We start from the raw sequence: 14,983 nt of genomic DNA on the forward strand, positions 1-14,983 counted from the left end.
ATTGTTCGACGCTAAAGCATTAAGTCTGTTTATGCTCTGGTTGCAGCGGTGGCTTTACTGCCAGCCCTTGCTGCATCTTAAGCCAAAAGCTTTGCTGACATAGATTGCTAAAGGATTTTTGCTGCGGCGAAATCGCAATATGAGCTGTTACAACCCGATAGCTGAGCCAATAATCTTCACAAACCATGTCTGACTCATAAGCTTGTTTATCTTGCTCGCTTAGCTTGCTAATCACAACCCCGTTATCGAAGTGATAAAGCGTTATGGACTCACAAATCTCCACATTATCATCGTGATAGGTTTGCTGCTCGTTTGATTGGCTTACCACGTAGACAGGGCTTGGATAGCCTTCAATAGCAAGGATATAGCTGGCGAGTTGTTGCATTATTTCCCCAAGTGACTCAATGCTTGAAGTGTTAAAAACAAAAAGCACAGCTGCGCTATCGCTAACTGTGCTCTTTCAAACATGCATGATAAGTTAGCCCGCTGCGTTGAGCTTTTTTTCTAACTCATTGACTTGAGCTTGTAGGGCTTCTAATTTTTCGCGGGTTTTCAGTAGTACATGTTGCTGCACATCAAATTCTTCACGGGAAACCATATCCAACTTGAGCAATTGATTTTGCAGTACTTGCTTACTGCGCTCTTCAAATTCACCGGCAAATTGCTTTAGACCGCTGGGCAAACTTTCGCTCAATTGTTTCGCCATTTCTTCGATTTTCTTTGGATTGATCATAATCTTGTCCGCCTCTTTACTGAATAGCTCGATTGTAACTCAGTACGTTAGCTTTCAAAAGTAAAGCAGACGCGTGAACACTTTAGTTGGCTGTTGTTGGGGTTTATATCACGGAGAAGCTTATCTACAGAGTTGAGTTCTGCTCAACCTAAGCGGGGATTTGTTAGCCTTAAAACTGTCGATTCTGCTATGATCCCATCCCTTTCTGTCGACTTGTTTGGATATTGCGCAAAGATGAAACTCAATCCCGCCCAAAACGATGCTGTTCATTATGTTTCAGGCCCTTGCCTAGTCTTGGCGGGTGCGGGTAGTGGTAAAACACGCGTAATTATCAATAAAATCGCTTACTTGGTCGAAAAATGTGGCTATAAGGCGCGTAATATCGCGGCGGTGACCTTTACCAATAAGGCTGCCCGTGAGATGAAAGAGCGGGTCGCTCAGTCTATGGGCCGCAAGGAAGCCAGAGGTCTGTGGATTTCAACCTTCCATACTTTAGGGCTTGAGATCATTAAACGCGAGCATAAGGTCTTAGGTTTAAAACCGGGTTTTTCGCTGTTTGATGATCAAGATACCTTGGCACTGCTCAAAGAGTTAACCCAAGACGAGTTGGATGAAGATAAAGATTTACTCAAAGCGCTTGCCAGTACGATTTCAAACTGGAAGGGTGGCTTAATTATTCCCGAGCATGCACGCAAAATCGCTAAAGATGAGCAACAGCACTTATTTGCTATGTTGTATCAGCGTTATGCTCAACATATGAAAGCCTATAACGCTTTAGATTTTGACGATTTGATTCTGATGCCAACCTTATTGTTGCGCCACCATGAAGAAGTGCGTACGCGCTGGCAAACCAAGATCCAATATTTGCTGGTGGACGAATATCAAGATACTAATACCAGCCAATATGAAATGGTAAAGCTGTTAGTGGGTGATCGGGCACGCTTTACTGTGGTGGGGGACGACGATCAGTCAATCTATTCATGGCGCGGTGCTAAGCCACAAAACCTCGTGTTATTGGGTAAAGATTTTCCACAGCTTAAGCTGATTAAACTGGAGCAGAACTACCGTTCTAGCCAGCGGATCCTACGGGCTGCGAACATTCTTATCGCGAATAATCCCCATGTTTATGATAAAGCCCTGTTTAGCGAGCTTGCCTATGGTGAGCCGTTGCGGGTGCTGTTTGCCGCCAATGAGGAGCAAGAGGCTGAACGTGTTGTTGCCGAAATTGTGCGGCACAAGTTTGTTGGCCGTACTCAGTTTGGCGATTATGCGATTTTGTATCGGGGCAACCATCAATCACGGTTACTCGAACGCGCACTGATGACGAACCGTATTCCTTATAAATTGAGTGGTGGTACGTCATTTTTTGCTCGTGCTGAAATTAAAGACATCATGGGCTATCTAAAACTCGTGGTGAATCCCGATGACGATAATGCTTTCCTGCGCATCGTGAATTTGCCTAAACGTGGCATAGGTCCATCAACCTTAGAGCGTTTAGGTAATTTTGCCAACGAGAAGCATATTTCTATGTTTGCGGCGATTTTTGAGCCTGAACTGAATCATCATTTACCGCCTGCGGCTATGTCATCTTTATATCAGTTTGGTCGTTTTATTGTGGAGACTGGGGATCATGCTGAACGTGGTGAACCCGTCGAGGCGGTGAAGCATTTGATCCGTAAGATCAATTACGAAGATTACTTATACGAAACCAGCACCAGTGCCAAGGCCGCTGAAATGCGGATGAAGAATATCTCAGAGCTTTACCGTTGGGTGACAGAGATGCTCGCGGGTGACGAGTTAGATGAGCCTATGACCTTGCCAGAGGTGGTGACTCGATTGACGCTCAGGGACATGATGGAGCGCAATAGTGAGGATGAAGGCGGCGATCAGGTGCAGTTGATGACCTTGCATGCTTCTAAGGGCTTAGAGTTTCCCTTCGTGTTTATGGTTGGAGTAGAAGAGCGTATCTTGCCCCATCAAACCAGCATAGACGAAGATAACGTCGATGAGGAGCGTCGGTTGGCGTATGTGGGTATCACTCGAGCTCAACGAGAGCTTTGGTTCACCCTCTGCCGCGAAAGGCGCCAATTTGGTGAAACCATGCGTTGTGAACCAAGCCGTTTCTTACTTGAGTTACCTCAAGATGATGTGGTGTGGGAAAATCGTAAGCCACAACAAACGGAACAGGAGCGGATGCAAACGGGGCGGGCAAATATTTCTAGCTTAAGAGACATGTTTAAAAAATAGCGAGCGGTTTCGCTTACTATTCTTTTAAATCAGCTACTTATTTTTTACTAGGCATATTCGAGCTGAGCACAGATCTGTGGTTGGGTTTCACATAAGGTAAAAGTGTCGGCTAAAGCAGCCCCCTGACCCAGTTGATAACCCAGTTCATTGAAGATACGTTTTTGTTCAGGGTTATCAATGCCATCGACAAAGGTTTGAAGCTCTAAGGTTGATGCCGTTTTTTGATAGGCAGACATTAACTTAAGCTGTTGCTCGCCTTGTATTTGTTTGGTGAGGTTGGCATCGAGTTTTAAGCCTTTTATCGGCAGAAACAATAAGCTATTTAATGCACTATAGCCGCTACCGTACTGGCTGATACCGAGTTTTACCCCGAGCTTCTGCAACAATTCAAAGCCATTGATATGATTTTCAGTTTCCTGCACTAGGGCTTTTTCATTGAAGAATAACCACAAATGGCTCAGGTTTAACTGGGTTTGCTTGAGAGTGTTTTTCAAACTGCGCAGTACATGCTTATGCTTGAGATGTTGGCTCGAAAGCATGACATGTAATTCAACAGATTCATCATATTGCTTGAGGAGTTGGGGATAGCTGCTATCTATGATGTTGATCGTATATTTATCGAGCTCAACGGTAAGGTGTGATTGTTCAGCAAGCGTGCTAAGTTGTTCCTGCTGTAAGAGCCCACGCTGCGGATGTTGCCAGAACAGGCGGCTTTCTAATGCATGCACTTGACCTGTTTTAAAATTGACTACTGGTAAGTAACTAAGCTGGATTTCAGCATGGTGTAATGCATGTCTAAATTCAGTTTCTAACTCGACATCCTGCATGACCTGATGTTGGGCGTTATCATCAAAAATAACATAGCAGCCTTTACCATTGGCTTTCGCCTGATACATGGCAGTATCTGCATTACGTAACATAGATTCACTGGTATCAATTCTGTGCTTGCCACTGATGGTGATACCGATACTGGCTCCAGAACTAAATTCCATTGTGCCAAGTCGATAGGGCTGGGATATTTTTTGGATCACTCTTTCTGATATATCTTTCGCGTCGTTGATGTTGTTAATGCTATCGAGCAGTATCACAAACTCATCGCCACCGAGTCGCGCTAAGGTGTCATTATCACGAATGCAGGACTTGAGGCGGCTTGCCGTCTCAATTAAGAATTTATCGCCCTCTAGGTGTCCCATAGTGTCGTTAATCTGTTTGAAGCGGTCGAGGTCGATAAACAGTAGGGCAAACTGTTCTAAGCTATGGCGACGAACATGCTTGATCGCTTGAGATAAACGCTCCATAAACATAGCGCGATTAGGCAGGCCTGTAAGTGCATCATGTTTGGCATCGTGAACTAGCTTGGCTTCCATATTACGGCGTTGTTGAATTTCTTTCTCAAGACTTTTATTCAGTTCGGCTAACGCTTTGGTACGATCAATAACCTTTTCTTCTAGCTCTTCATAACTGCGTTGTAAGGACTCTGCGGACAGCTTTTTCTCGATAGCCGAGCCTATATGTTGTGATACAAATGTCAGTAATTCTAAGTCTTTAACTTGGTAATTCTGTGTCATGCTAAAACTGTAAATCGTTAACGCACCACGAACTTGATCATGGATAAAAAGCGGGATTCCGATCCACTGATGCATGGTTTGAGTATGATTTAACGCTGGCGCTTGGGAATACAGCTCACCAGAGGCAATTAATGCATTGATACTGCTTTGATCTAGCAATAGTGGGCGCTTATGTTTGAGCACATATTCGGTTAAGCCGTCTTGTAGCGGCCGAGTGCCAGGGTGCTTATTGGCTAATTGCGATACATAAAAAGGAAACGTGAGGTGGGTTTCTGTGTCATCCAAAAGCGCGATATAGCAATTGTTGGCGGGAATGAGGTGTCGAATAACATTATGCAATTGGGCATAAAAGTCTGGGTTGTCTGCACTGGAACTTGCTAGCTCGGCGATTTCGAACAGTGATTTTTGTAAGCGTTCAGCTCTACGCCGTTCATAGACTTCTAGTTTTAACTTATCGTAGGCTTGGCTGAGTTCTTTTGTCCTTTGCTGGATAGCTTGTTCTAATTGTTCTTGATGTTTTAGTCGTTCCATTACCCCAGCAATATGGTGACAAATGAACGTCATTAACTCGAGTTCGATTTCACCATAACTGATGTTTGTGTCATAGGTTTGCACCACTAACACACCTGTTACTATGTCATCTTGTTTAATGGGCACGCCCAGCCACAGATGACAGGGAGAACCTAAATTAACAATTTCTCCAGCGGCAATCAGTTCATTGACTGTGTCATTGTTACACAACAAAGCTTTCCCGGTTCTGAGTACGTAGCCTGTTAATCCTTGCTGTAATAATGTAGATAGTGATTGTTCAGGATAAAGCTCCGCTGGATGGGCATCTTTCTCATCAGCGAAAAATGGGATGGCGAGTTCACCTGTGTGAGTATCCAGGGTTGAAATAAAAAAATTATCAGCGGGAATGAGCTGTTTTAGATGGCTATGTACGCCGACATAGAATTCTTCGAGTGAAGAAGCATGAGTCGCAATATTGGATATTTCGAGTAATGCGTTTTGAATGATCTCAGCATGCTTATATTTATGCGCTAATTGTTTTAAGCGAATAATTTTTTTGCGTAAGCGTTCAATTTCACTCACACGCGGCTGGCCAGTTTCATCTTCATCCTTAAACATGATACTCACTAGTTAAATATATGTTTGCTTTTACCAAAGTCTATAATTAGCATGAAATACTGTAACATCCAAGTCATATTTTGGCTGCATTCCGCTTTAAAAGTCAGCTAATGTGATAAAACTTGAGCAGTCAGTAAAAAAAGTGCAAAACAGCTATAGACTCAAAGGGGATTTGACCCTAGTATATGCGGCGCTAACCAAGGCGAGCGCCCATAGCTCAGCTGGATAGAGCGCACCCCTCCGGAGGGTGAGGCCGAAGGTTCGAATCCTTTTGGGCGCACCACTTCCGAACAGAGTTGTGAGCTTTAAGGTTAGTAAAGTAAGTGAAAATCAGTGGTGATTGTAGCTCAGTTGGTAGAGTCCCGGATTGTGATTCCGGTTGTCGTGGGTTCGAGCCCCATCAGTCACCCCATTCATTTACTTTGATATAAAGATTTTCATTCTCGGTGATTAGCGCAGTCCGGTAGCGCATCTGGTTTGGGACCAGAGGGTCAGAGGTTCGAATCCTCTATCACCGACCAAATTCTTCGCGTGACTAGCGAGCTTAATGTAAGTTAAGTAAATAGTTAATGTTTTACGGTGATAAGCGCAGTCCTATAACGCATCCAGATGTTTTGGATGAAAGTGGACGAGAGGGTGAACCCTCTAAGCGTATGTAAACAATAGTACAAAATTTACGGTGATTAGCGCAGTCCGGTAGCGCATCTGGTTTGGGACCAGAGGGTCAGAGGTTCGAATCCTCTATCACCGACCAAATAAGTAGAAAAGCCTCAGCATTCATTAATGAATACACTGAGGCTTTTTTGCATTGGCGAAATGGAACTACTCACTGACATTATCATGTTTGTTGTCGCTTGATAGCGCATCCTTAATGAGTATAGAAGTTGGCTACAGTTCTTATTTACACCTGGCAGATTTGCTGAACTGTATCGGCATAGTCACTCAACCGTAGAAAAACAAAAAGCTCCTTACGGAGCTTTTTGTTTGCAAAACCACTTCTTAATAATACGGCTTAGTCAAGATTCACTGGCGGGGCGATAAAGCCTTGATAGGCATCTGTTCTAAGCTCGTTAAAACGTTCTAGCTGAGCCTTTTCTTGAATACCCGTCACTATGACTTGAATGTCCAATCCTTTTGCTACGTTGATTAGGGCGCGGCACAATTCGCTGTTGTGGTGTGTCTCATCATAGTAGGCGAAGGATTGATCCAGCTTCACATAACTAGGTCTTAATTCCTGTAGATAAGACATAGAGCCAAACTGACGACCAAAGTGGTCAATACCAAACTTAGCACCGTTATCGCGAATGATGTTACATAAGTGCTGGCATGACTTAAGATCACTATAAACACCAGCCTCAGGGATTTCGAAGCAGATGCGCTCAATAAATGTGGCATTTCGCAAAAATTGATTTAGCCACTCATGAAACTGAGGATCGTTAATACTTTGGTGGGTTAAGTTAATTGCGAGCGGTTCATAGCTCCGCTCGAGCAGTTTTTGCTCGTAGACAGTTTCAATTAAGCATTTATCGAGTAAGGCACCAAGTGATAATAATTCGATATACGGCATAAATTGCCCTGCATGGGCGAGTTGATCGCCAAGCTCTAATTGGCAATACAATTCCCGTTGCGCTATGCCATCACCATCGCAAAATTGGATGGGTTGCCATCTAAACTTAAACTTCTTATTGCTGATGGCATGGCTTAGGTTATCGCGCCATTGCTCGCGGGTGAATAATTGCTGCTCTGTGGTTTCAAACCAGTGGAAGGTTTTATTTTCTTGTAACGCTTTTTGAAGGGCATTGTCGGCTTGGGCCAAAATATCCGACACATTCATTTGCCCAATACGTTCAGCAATACCGATAGCAAAGTCTTCGTTGGGCTTACAGCCTGCTTTTGACATTTCTTGATTGATGGTACGGATAAGTGTTTGTAAATATTTGCTGATCTGATCGTGTTCAACATCGGTCACTAAAAATGCAAATTCATAGGCGGCAATACGCCCTATGACCGAAGGCGTTATTTCGTTTAATTGCTGTTGAAACTTTTCTGCGAGGATCCGTATGGTTTCATCTCGAACTTGATAGCCATATTTACTGTGCACTTCTTCGAGCCAGTCGAGCTTGGCGAGGAATAAAGCGCCGCTGCTAGGTTCACTTAACCAACCATTTAAACGACTTACTACATATTGGCGGTTAGGCAGGCCTGACGCCGGATCGACAAGATTCTTCTTACGTAACGCGCCAACCTCTTCGTCAAGAGAATGGAACACTTGTTTCAATTGAGCTGACATGCTGTTAAATGCAGTCACTAAGTCTTTTAATTCGGTGGTTTTGGGTAGTGCCATGTCTGGACCAAATTGGCGTGCTGCGATACTTTTCGCGTGTTCAGACAGGGTGTGGAGAGGTTTCAATATCCATGTTAAGCCTACTCTTGCTGTAAAAATAGCAACGAGAAAAAGTAGTGAGAAGGCTATGATGGTATTGGACATGATTCGCCATAGTTCATGATAACCAAAACCAGGATGAGCAGTGATTTCAAGCTGTGCTAGCTGCAGCCAACCCGAGGTGATAGTGCTTTGTTTTTTGATGGTTTTAAACAGATCTAGATTGATAAACCATTGAGGGACATCTTCAATTTTTAAAGGATTATTCCACTCTTGTTGCTTACCATCGACCATCCAAGTCAATTTTACATTTTGATAGTAACCACCTTCAAAAATAACATTCACTAAGGTTTCTGCCGCTGCGGTATCGCCAGCTTCGAGTGCTGGGGTAAGCATTAGACCGAGTGAAGTGCTGGCATTGTTTAGATCGGACTCCATTTGCTTTGTTAAAAAGCTTTGAGTCTCAGTGAATTGCACATAGCCAAGGCTTGCTACTACAAGCAAGAACAGGCTAAAAAGCAGCGAATAAATCTGTCTAAACAGTGTCATTTTTGGTGCTACTCCAGTTTTAATTTTGGTTGCCTAAGACGGTCAACACCTAATCTATGGTTAAGATCGTTCCATTTTTCTAATCGTTTTGAGGACCCTGCCAGTACGCCTCGACCTTGCTCTTTATTGAGCCATAACTGTTTACCGTTAAAGCTATAAACAGGCAGTAGATCTTTTCTTTTTGTGGCGGGTTTTATTTCATGGTCAAGATTATCGAGCACTAAAGGAATTGATGATGGTGTTTCATAGTAAGCCAATACCATATGGTATTGATTAACCGTAGTGGCTTTAACCATAGTGATCCGCATCTTGTCCTCTTGAACACCAAGTTGGAGTAGGGTGAAGTATTTTGCGATCGAAAAGTCTTCGCAATCACCGCCATTCACACCAATAAACTCCATCGGCGTTGCCCAATAATTCGAGTCTCCCCATAATTTACTGTCATCCACAAAACGGAATAAATTAAAAAAGTTATTCACCTTCAATAACTTTTCTTTTTCATCTAGCGTACTCGCTTCCGATAACACTTTGAACCAAGCCCTTGCTCGCATTCCAGCACGTTCGCCGTAATGTTTTTCTAGGGTTGAAGTTATCTTCACTTCATCAAGGTTTTGTGTGGGGGCCGCATATAGGCAACATATGCCTAAGGCTGACGCTATTAGGCTAAAGCGGCAGACTCGCAATAATGAATCTTTATAATCAAGTCTGCCGTTCATAACCTAATGTGTTAGTCCTTTATTTTGAGTTGTCATCGACCGAGTAAATTGTCCATTTCATGTCTGTTGCCGTATCATCACCAGTGACTTCTGCAACAACACGACGGTTACGAATTTCTGCTTCTGGCGTCTGTTCTAAAACAATTGGGCGGCTAGAACCATATCCAATAGCAGTTAATCGACTTCTATCAATACTAAAGCGTTCAGCCAGTACTGCGGTGACAGCATTTGCACGTTCTTGAGATAATACTGTATTTCGTTCATCGGTTCCTGTGCGACTCGTGTGACCTTCGATAGTCACTTTGGTCGTTGGATACTGACGTAGAAAAATAGCCACCTCTTCAATTTGAGGATAGTACTCAGGCGCAATATAAGCAGAGTCATTCGGGAATAAAATATTTATTTCCTTTCGCTCGTTAATCGCTTTTATTTTGCCACAGCCATAGTTATCAATACCTGCCCCTTGGGCTGTGTCGTTGCAGCGTTCACGGGCTTCAATGACACCATCGCTATCTTTATCAGATAGATCATAGGTTTGAGTTGTGACCATTTCGTCAATATTAACCGTATCGCGCATCGAACAACCAGCTAAAAGAGTGACACTTAGAAAAAATGTGAGAGTTTTCATTTGTTAGCTCCTCCTTCATAATTGCGCTCTCCGCGCCACGCATCAGGTCTAGTGACTTTAAGTGAGTCTAATAATCGCCCTGTAGAATTGAGCACGCGATACTTAGCAATAACTTCATCATATTCAGCTTGTAAGTAGTCTTTACGCGCCTCGAAGAGCTCATTTTCGGTATCTAATAAGTCGAGTAGACTGCGTTGGCCTAAGTTGAACTGTTGTGCATAGGCTGTTTGAGTATCCTTTGCGGCCACGACATGATCGCGAATATATTGTTTTTGCGGCGCTAGCATTTCAAATGCGTTCCAAGCTAGGTTTACCCCTTCAACAACTTCACGTTGGGCACGTTGGCGGATTTCTTTCGCTTCACCTAACTTGTAAGCAGTTTCTTTTTCACGGGCAAGATCTTTACCACCCGCAAATAAGTTGTATCTCACCCTCACCATGGCGACGAGATCGTTACTATGACCACCCACATCACTGCGGAAAGCACCAGCACCTGATATTCCATCTTCGCCGCTAATATCGTTATTCCAGTTACCATTCAGTTCTAAAGAAACCTGAGGGTAGTAATTGGATTGTACTGAAGAGCGTTCATTTTCTGCGGCACTAATATCGTTTGCTGCAGATTTGAGTATGGGGTGATTCTCTTGCGCAACAATAATGCCAGAGCTAAGATCCTTTGGCAGCATGTCTGCATCTGGCACTGGTAATATTAAGTCTGCCGGTGCCGCCGCTACAATTTTGACGTACTGTGCTTTTGCATCAAGTAAATTGTTGCGAGCAGAAATAACGTTAGCATTAGCACGCGCCAAACGTCCCGAGATTTGTGATAGGTCTGCGATTGAGCCTAAACCTGAGTCAGTACGTTGTTTAATCTGGTCATAAATTTCTTTATGGCTGTTAAGGTTTTTCTCGGCTAATTTTAACACTTCATCGGTGCGTAAATAGTTGAGATAGACTTTACTGACATCGAGTGCCATATCTTCAGCGGCAGCAAGCAGTGCCCACTGGTCTGCGCTAGCTTCAAAACTATAACGATCAACTTCACTGCTGGTGTAGAAACCATCGAAAAGCATTTGTTTTATGCTAACACCAAACTCTCCGGGATTTAATTCAGCCACCCCTTTGCTATCGACTTCGCCGATATTGGGTCGTCTACGTGTCGATACGCTGTCGGTTTGTTCATAACCGTAGCCACCATTGACATCAATAGTTGGCATATAGCCTGCTATCGCTTGATTAACTTGTTCTTCTCGCGCTTTAAAGCGGTTGAAGGCCACTCGTAAATCTGGGTTTGTATCTAGCGTATGTGCAACGGCTTGTTCTAACGTCTGACTTTGAGCCGATAAAGGTAACAGGATTAATGACAGCACTATGGCTATCTTTGAACATTGAAATTGTCGTATTGCTGAAGTCTTCATGACCAACCTCCCGGTTTATAAAAAAAAGGCTTAGTGCTCTCTGAGCGCTGTGTCCTTAGCCCTTAAAATTGGATTTAAAATGTACTCAAGTATGGATCTTTGTCCCGTGATAACGTCAACTGAAGTTAACATCCCCGGAATAATTGGCATCTGTGTGCCATCGTTTTTGGTTAAACTAGATTCTGCTGTCCTAACTCTGATGAGATAGTAGCTATTGCCTTCTTCATCTTGAGAAGTGTCGGCACTAATATGTTCGACAGTTCCTTTAAGGCCGCCATAGCGGGTAAAATCATAGGCGGTAATTTTCACTACGGCGGGTAATCCTGGATGTAAGAAAGCGATATCTTTAGGCAAGATTTTAGTTTCTATCAGCAGTTGATCTTCCGACGGTACTATCTCGATAATATCGATTCCAGGTTGCACTACACCACCCAGTGTATTGATATGCGTGGTTTTAATGGTGCCATTAACAGGGGAGGTGATAATCGCCTTACTGACTTTATCTTGCGCGCCAACTTGTGCTTCATTCATGCGAGAGAGGCGGGTTTGAGTTTCATTGAGCTGCGCGCGCAGCTCTGCAGCGTAAACAAATACGGCTTCACGGCGTTTTAAGATAGCCTCATCTAATGCCGCTTTTACTTTAGGGCGGAGTAAACGCATTGAATTCAATTCACCTTGCAAGTCGTTTACCGTGCGTTCGAGTTTGAGTAACTCAACTTCAGGAACAATACCTTTTTTGGCTAAAGGTCGAGTGAGTTCAAGCTCGCGGGATATTAGCTGCATGCTCGTCGTTAATGTCGTTGTTTTAGAGGCGAGATCATCAATTTCTTGCTGTCTTTGTTGAATTTGACGTACAAGGATCTCAAGTTGGTTACTTAAGTTATCTAAGCGCCCGTTGTATTCCTCTTGTTGTCTTTTCACTAAGGCGGGTTCCGCAGCAATGATAGCCTCAGGGAATACCAATGCTTCTTTAGTGATGAGCACTTGTTCACGCCAATCAGAGGTCATGTCTGATATTAGAATGCTGTCGAGTTCGGCACGCATGCGGATAGCATTGGTTTTTAAGCCATAAACCTCTTGCTCTTGTTGAGCAAAGTCGGAGCGAAAGCGGGTATCATCAATACGCACTAAAGGCTGCCCTTTTGTGACTATCTCACCTTCTTGAACGTAGAGTTCTTGCATTATGCCGCCGTCTAGACTTTGGATCACTTGAACTTGTGATGAAGGAATCACTTTTCCCGTTCCAGTAGTAACCTTATCTAATTGAGCAAACCCCGCCCACAGTAAAAAACACGCTACCATAGCAGCAAGTGCCCATATGATTAATCTGTGTCCGCTGGGAGCGTCTGTCATCATGGCGCCATAGACATCATCAACCATGTCTAAGTCGTTTGTTGTTAAATGTTTACTCATCTTTTAGCCTCTCCGTTCACTAGGCCAAAATTGAGTTTTTCTAGCACTTCTGCTTTAGGTCCATCGGCAACCACATGGCCGCGTTCAAGTACAATAATGCGGTCGACGAGTTGCAATAAATGCATCTTGTGGGTAATAAGAATTAACGTTCTATCTTTGCTGACATTTTGCATTGAACGAATAAATTGTTGTTCAGCGCGAGCATCTAAACTCGCCGTAGGCTCATCCATCAGTAACACTGGGGGATCATTCAGTGTGGCGCGAGCAAGGGCGACAGTTTGTCTTTGTCCGCGACTGAGTGACATGCCGCCTTCGCCGACCTGTTGGTCTAGGCCTTCTGCTTCTAGGTTGGTGAATTGACTCACACCAGAAAGCTGTACCGCGCGGATGAGTTGATGTTCAGTGACTTGACGTGTACCAAATAAAATATTGTCGCGAATAGAACCATGGAATAGGGTGACATCTTGCGGTAGGTATCCAAAATTACGACGTAAATCACTCGGATGAATCTGTGCTGAGTCTAAGCCGTCGTAGCGCAAGCTTCCTGCCGTGGGTTGAAATAGCCCGACCAGTAACTTAGCTAGCGTACTTTTACCTGAACCATTACGGCCGATAATTGCAATACGCTCGCCGGGATTTATGGTCAGCGACATCGGATGCAGCACAGGCTTTTCAGAACCGGGATAACTAAAACCAACATGATCAGCATTGATTTTGCCTATGAGTCTTTGTTTGCTAACTAAATGTCCTTTATTTTCAAACTCATCTTCTTGAGTCATGATTTCATTCAGTTGGCGTAGTGCACTGGCTGTGTGGTTTGCTCTAGTCATCAGGCCTGCAAGTTGTGCCATAGGTGAAATGGCACGGCTCGATAGCATGACCGCAGCAATAATTCCGCCCATAGATATCGCATTATCAGCCACACGATAAACGCCCAAAATCACCACACAGACAACGGTAAATTGCACCGTAAAGTTCGCTACGTTCGATACTGAGTTGGAGAGCTTTTTTGACCTTAACTGCCAGTTTGCACTGTGGCCTATCATCTGTTGCCAGCTTTTTTGCACAATTCCTTCAGCACCATTAGCTTTAATTGACTCTAGCGCTGATAAGCTCTCGATTAAATGCCCATGTTTTAAGCTTGAAAATTTATTGCCTTCTTCGATTGCCGCTTTGAGTTTAGGTTGAATATAAAGCGTGAAGCCAATAATGATGATGCCACCAATGACTGGAACTATAGCGAGATCACCAGCGACAATAAAAATAATAATTAAGAAAAATATCGCGAAGGGGAGATCGACTAAAGTAGTGATCGTTGCCGAAGTTAAAATTTCACGAATGTTATCGAATTCACCTAACTGTTTCGCCATGCCGCCGATACTAGGAGAACGTTTTTCTAGGGGAATGCCTATCGCTTTAGCAAAAAGTCGCGAAGACACTATAATATCTACTTTTTTTCCTGCAACATCGATGAGGTAACTTCTAAGTTGCCGCATGATAAGATCGAACATATAAGCAATCGCCGCACCAATCGCTAAAACCCAAAGGGATTCAAAGGCGAGGTTTGGGACGACTTTGTCATACACATTCATAATAAATAACGGTGAAACTAAGGCGAATAAATTCACCAATACAGAAGCGATTAATGCATCACGATAAATGGGGGCTGAATCTTTGAGGGTTTGGACTAACCAGTGGGTTTTATTATCGTGTAGATAAACATCAAAGCCCATGTCGCCACGGTATTCTTGTTTGACTAAGAATAAATATCCCACATATAAGGCTTCGAGCGACTCAATTGTCAGTGTCTCTTCACCGCCTGTCTCGGGTAATTGAATAATTGCTTTATCTGATGCAACATCAAGTTCTCGCAATATACAGGCTTTTTTGTCTTTTAATAATAAAATACAGGGGAGCAATATAGGTGATACTTCGTTTAAGCCTTTTCGAGATAGCTTAGCCGCTAGACCCGCTCTTGAAGCCGCCTGAGGCAATAAGTCGGGTGATAACACGGTACCTGACAAGGGTAAACCTGCCGCAAGCGAATCGCTCGAGCACGGATTGCCAAAATGCTCAGTGAGTAACACTAAACAATCCAGCAAAGGATCCACTAACACTCTTTGTGAGGCTGAAATGGTCCATTGATCAATTTTTTCAGAAGCTGCAGCAGACACCTAATTACTTATCCTTTGGATTTTTA

The 14,983-nt window shown here is 43.6% G+C and carries 10 protein-coding genes and 4 tRNA genes; 5 read left to right on the forward strand and 9 right to left on the reverse strand.

Features of this window, described 5'->3' with window-relative positions:
- Nucleotides 1–19 precede the first annotated feature (19 nt).
- Together L5L91_RS14345 and ubiK are read right to left on the reverse strand one after the other, a co-directional pair.
- Nucleotides 20–385, reverse strand: a complete 366-nt coding sequence (locus L5L91_RS14345) for a hypothetical protein (protein ID WP_173247981.1) — start codon at nucleotides 383–385, stop codon at nucleotides 20–22.
- A gap of 93 nt (nucleotides 386–478) precedes the next feature.
- A complete protein-coding gene (gene ubiK, locus L5L91_RS14350) occupies nucleotides 479–733 on the reverse strand; it encodes a ubiquinone biosynthesis accessory factor UbiK (RefSeq protein WP_006083441.1) in 255 nt (84 codons plus the stop codon).
- 234 nt (nucleotides 734–967) lie between these two features.
- Here ubiK and rep point away from each other — a divergent pair, with 234 nt between their 5' ends.
- Complete coding sequence (gene rep / locus L5L91_RS14355) at nucleotides 968–2,980, forward strand: DNA helicase Rep (protein ID WP_113940857.1); 2,013 nt, start codon at nucleotides 968–970, stop codon at nucleotides 2,978–2,980.
- A 47-nt stretch (nucleotides 2,981–3,027) separates the two neighbouring features.
- Here the strand turns inward: rep and L5L91_RS14360 are convergent, their stop codons facing one another.
- Nucleotides 3,028–5,676: a diguanylate cyclase domain-containing protein gene (locus L5L91_RS14360; RefSeq protein WP_263236969.1), complete on the reverse strand. Its 2,649-nt coding sequence runs from the start codon at nucleotides 5,674–5,676 to the stop codon at nucleotides 3,028–3,030.
- Between the two features lie 206 nt (nucleotides 5,677–5,882).
- Here L5L91_RS14360 and L5L91_RS14365 point away from each other — a divergent pair.
- From L5L91_RS14365 to L5L91_RS14380, 4 genes are all read left to right on the forward strand, one after another.
- Nucleotides 5,883–5,959 (forward strand) — tRNA-Arg (locus L5L91_RS14365).
- A gap of 53 nt (nucleotides 5,960–6,012) precedes the next feature.
- Nucleotides 6,013–6,088: transfer RNA gene (locus L5L91_RS14370), tRNA-His, on the forward strand.
- A 32-nt stretch (nucleotides 6,089–6,120) separates the two neighbouring features.
- Nucleotides 6,121–6,197: transfer RNA gene (locus L5L91_RS14375), tRNA-Pro, on the forward strand.
- A gap of 156 nt (nucleotides 6,198–6,353) precedes the next feature.
- Nucleotides 6,354–6,430 (forward strand) — tRNA-Pro (locus L5L91_RS14380).
- 258 nt (nucleotides 6,431–6,688) lie between these two features.
- On the opposite strand, the gene L5L91_RS14385 is transcribed toward L5L91_RS14380, so the two are convergent.
- The 6 genes from L5L91_RS14385 to L5L91_RS14410 are packed head-to-tail and all read right to left on the reverse strand — an operon-like array spanning nucleotide 6,689 to nucleotide 14,957.
- A complete protein-coding gene (locus L5L91_RS14385) occupies nucleotides 6,689–8,608 on the reverse strand; it encodes an EAL domain-containing protein (protein WP_105250451.1) in 1,920 nt (639 codons plus the stop codon).
- 8 nt (nucleotides 8,609–8,616) lie between these two features.
- Nucleotides 8,617–9,324 carry a transglutaminase-like cysteine peptidase gene (locus L5L91_RS14390; protein ID WP_105250450.1) on the reverse strand — a complete coding sequence of 236 codons (708 nt, stop codon included), beginning with the start codon at nucleotides 9,322–9,324 and terminating at the stop codon, nucleotides 8,617–8,619.
- A 19-nt stretch (nucleotides 9,325–9,343) separates the two neighbouring features.
- On the reverse strand, nucleotides 9,344–9,952 hold the full coding sequence (locus tag L5L91_RS14395; RefSeq protein ID WP_219251756.1) for an OmpA family protein: 609 nt from the start codon (nucleotides 9,950–9,952) through the stop codon (nucleotides 9,344–9,346).
- The gene (locus tag L5L91_RS14400; RefSeq protein ID WP_105250448.1) at nucleotides 9,949–11,370 is read right to left on the reverse strand and encodes a TolC family outer membrane protein; all 1,422 of its coding nucleotides are present in this window, start codon (nucleotides 11,368–11,370) and stop codon (nucleotides 9,949–9,951) included. Before L5L91_RS14400 ends, L5L91_RS14395 begins: the two co-directional genes overlap by 4 nt.
- Before the next feature lie 30 nt (nucleotides 11,371–11,400).
- Entirely contained in the window at nucleotides 11,401–12,783 is a 1,383-nt protein-coding gene (locus L5L91_RS14405; RefSeq protein WP_263236971.1) for an HlyD family type I secretion periplasmic adaptor subunit, read from the reverse strand.
- Nucleotides 12,780–14,957: a type I secretion system permease/ATPase gene (locus tag L5L91_RS14410; protein ID WP_105250446.1), complete on the reverse strand. Its 2,178-nt coding sequence runs from the start codon at nucleotides 14,955–14,957 to the stop codon at nucleotides 12,780–12,782. The genes L5L91_RS14405 and L5L91_RS14410 overlap by 4 nt, the downstream gene beginning before the upstream one ends.
- Nucleotides 14,958–14,983: the final 26 nt, after the last annotated feature.

This window comes from Shewanella sp. SM55 (assembly GCF_025654025.1).
In the GTDB taxonomy this organism is placed as follows: domain Bacteria; phylum Pseudomonadota; class Gammaproteobacteria; order Enterobacterales; family Shewanellaceae; genus Shewanella; species Shewanella oncorhynchi.

What these genes read in the sequence shown, in the direction of transcription:
- L5L91_RS14400 (WP_105250448.1), bottom strand. Translation starts at nt 11,370, where the DNA reads ATGAAGACTTCAGCAATACGACAATTTCAATGTTCAAAGATAGCCATA.
- L5L91_RS14345 (WP_173247981.1), bottom strand. Translation starts at nt 385, where the DNA reads ATGCAACAACTCGCCAGCTATATCCTTGCTATTGAAGGCTATCCAAGC.
- ubiK (WP_006083441.1), bottom strand. Translation starts at nt 733, where the DNA reads ATGATCAATCCAAAGAAAATCGAAGAAATGGCGAAACAATTGAGCGAA.
- L5L91_RS14395 (WP_219251756.1), bottom strand. Translation starts at nt 9,952, where the DNA reads ATGAAAACTCTCACATTTTTTCTAAGTGTCACTCTTTTAGCTGGTTGT.
- L5L91_RS14385 (WP_105250451.1), bottom strand. Translation starts at nt 8,608, where the DNA reads ATGACACTGTTTAGACAGATTTATTCGCTGCTTTTTAGCCTGTTCTTG.
- L5L91_RS14360 (WP_263236969.1), bottom strand. Translation starts at nt 5,676, where the DNA reads ATGTTTAAGGATGAAGATGAAACTGGCCAGCCGCGTGTGAGTGAAATT.
- L5L91_RS14405 (WP_263236971.1), bottom strand. Translation starts at nt 12,783, where the DNA reads ATGAGTAAACATTTAACAACAAACGACTTAGACATGGTTGATGATGTC.
- L5L91_RS14390 (WP_105250450.1), bottom strand. Translation starts at nt 9,324, where the DNA reads ATGAACGGCAGACTTGATTATAAAGATTCATTATTGCGAGTCTGCCGC.
- rep (WP_113940857.1), top strand. Translation starts at nt 968, where the DNA reads ATGAAACTCAATCCCGCCCAAAACGATGCTGTTCATTATGTTTCAGGC.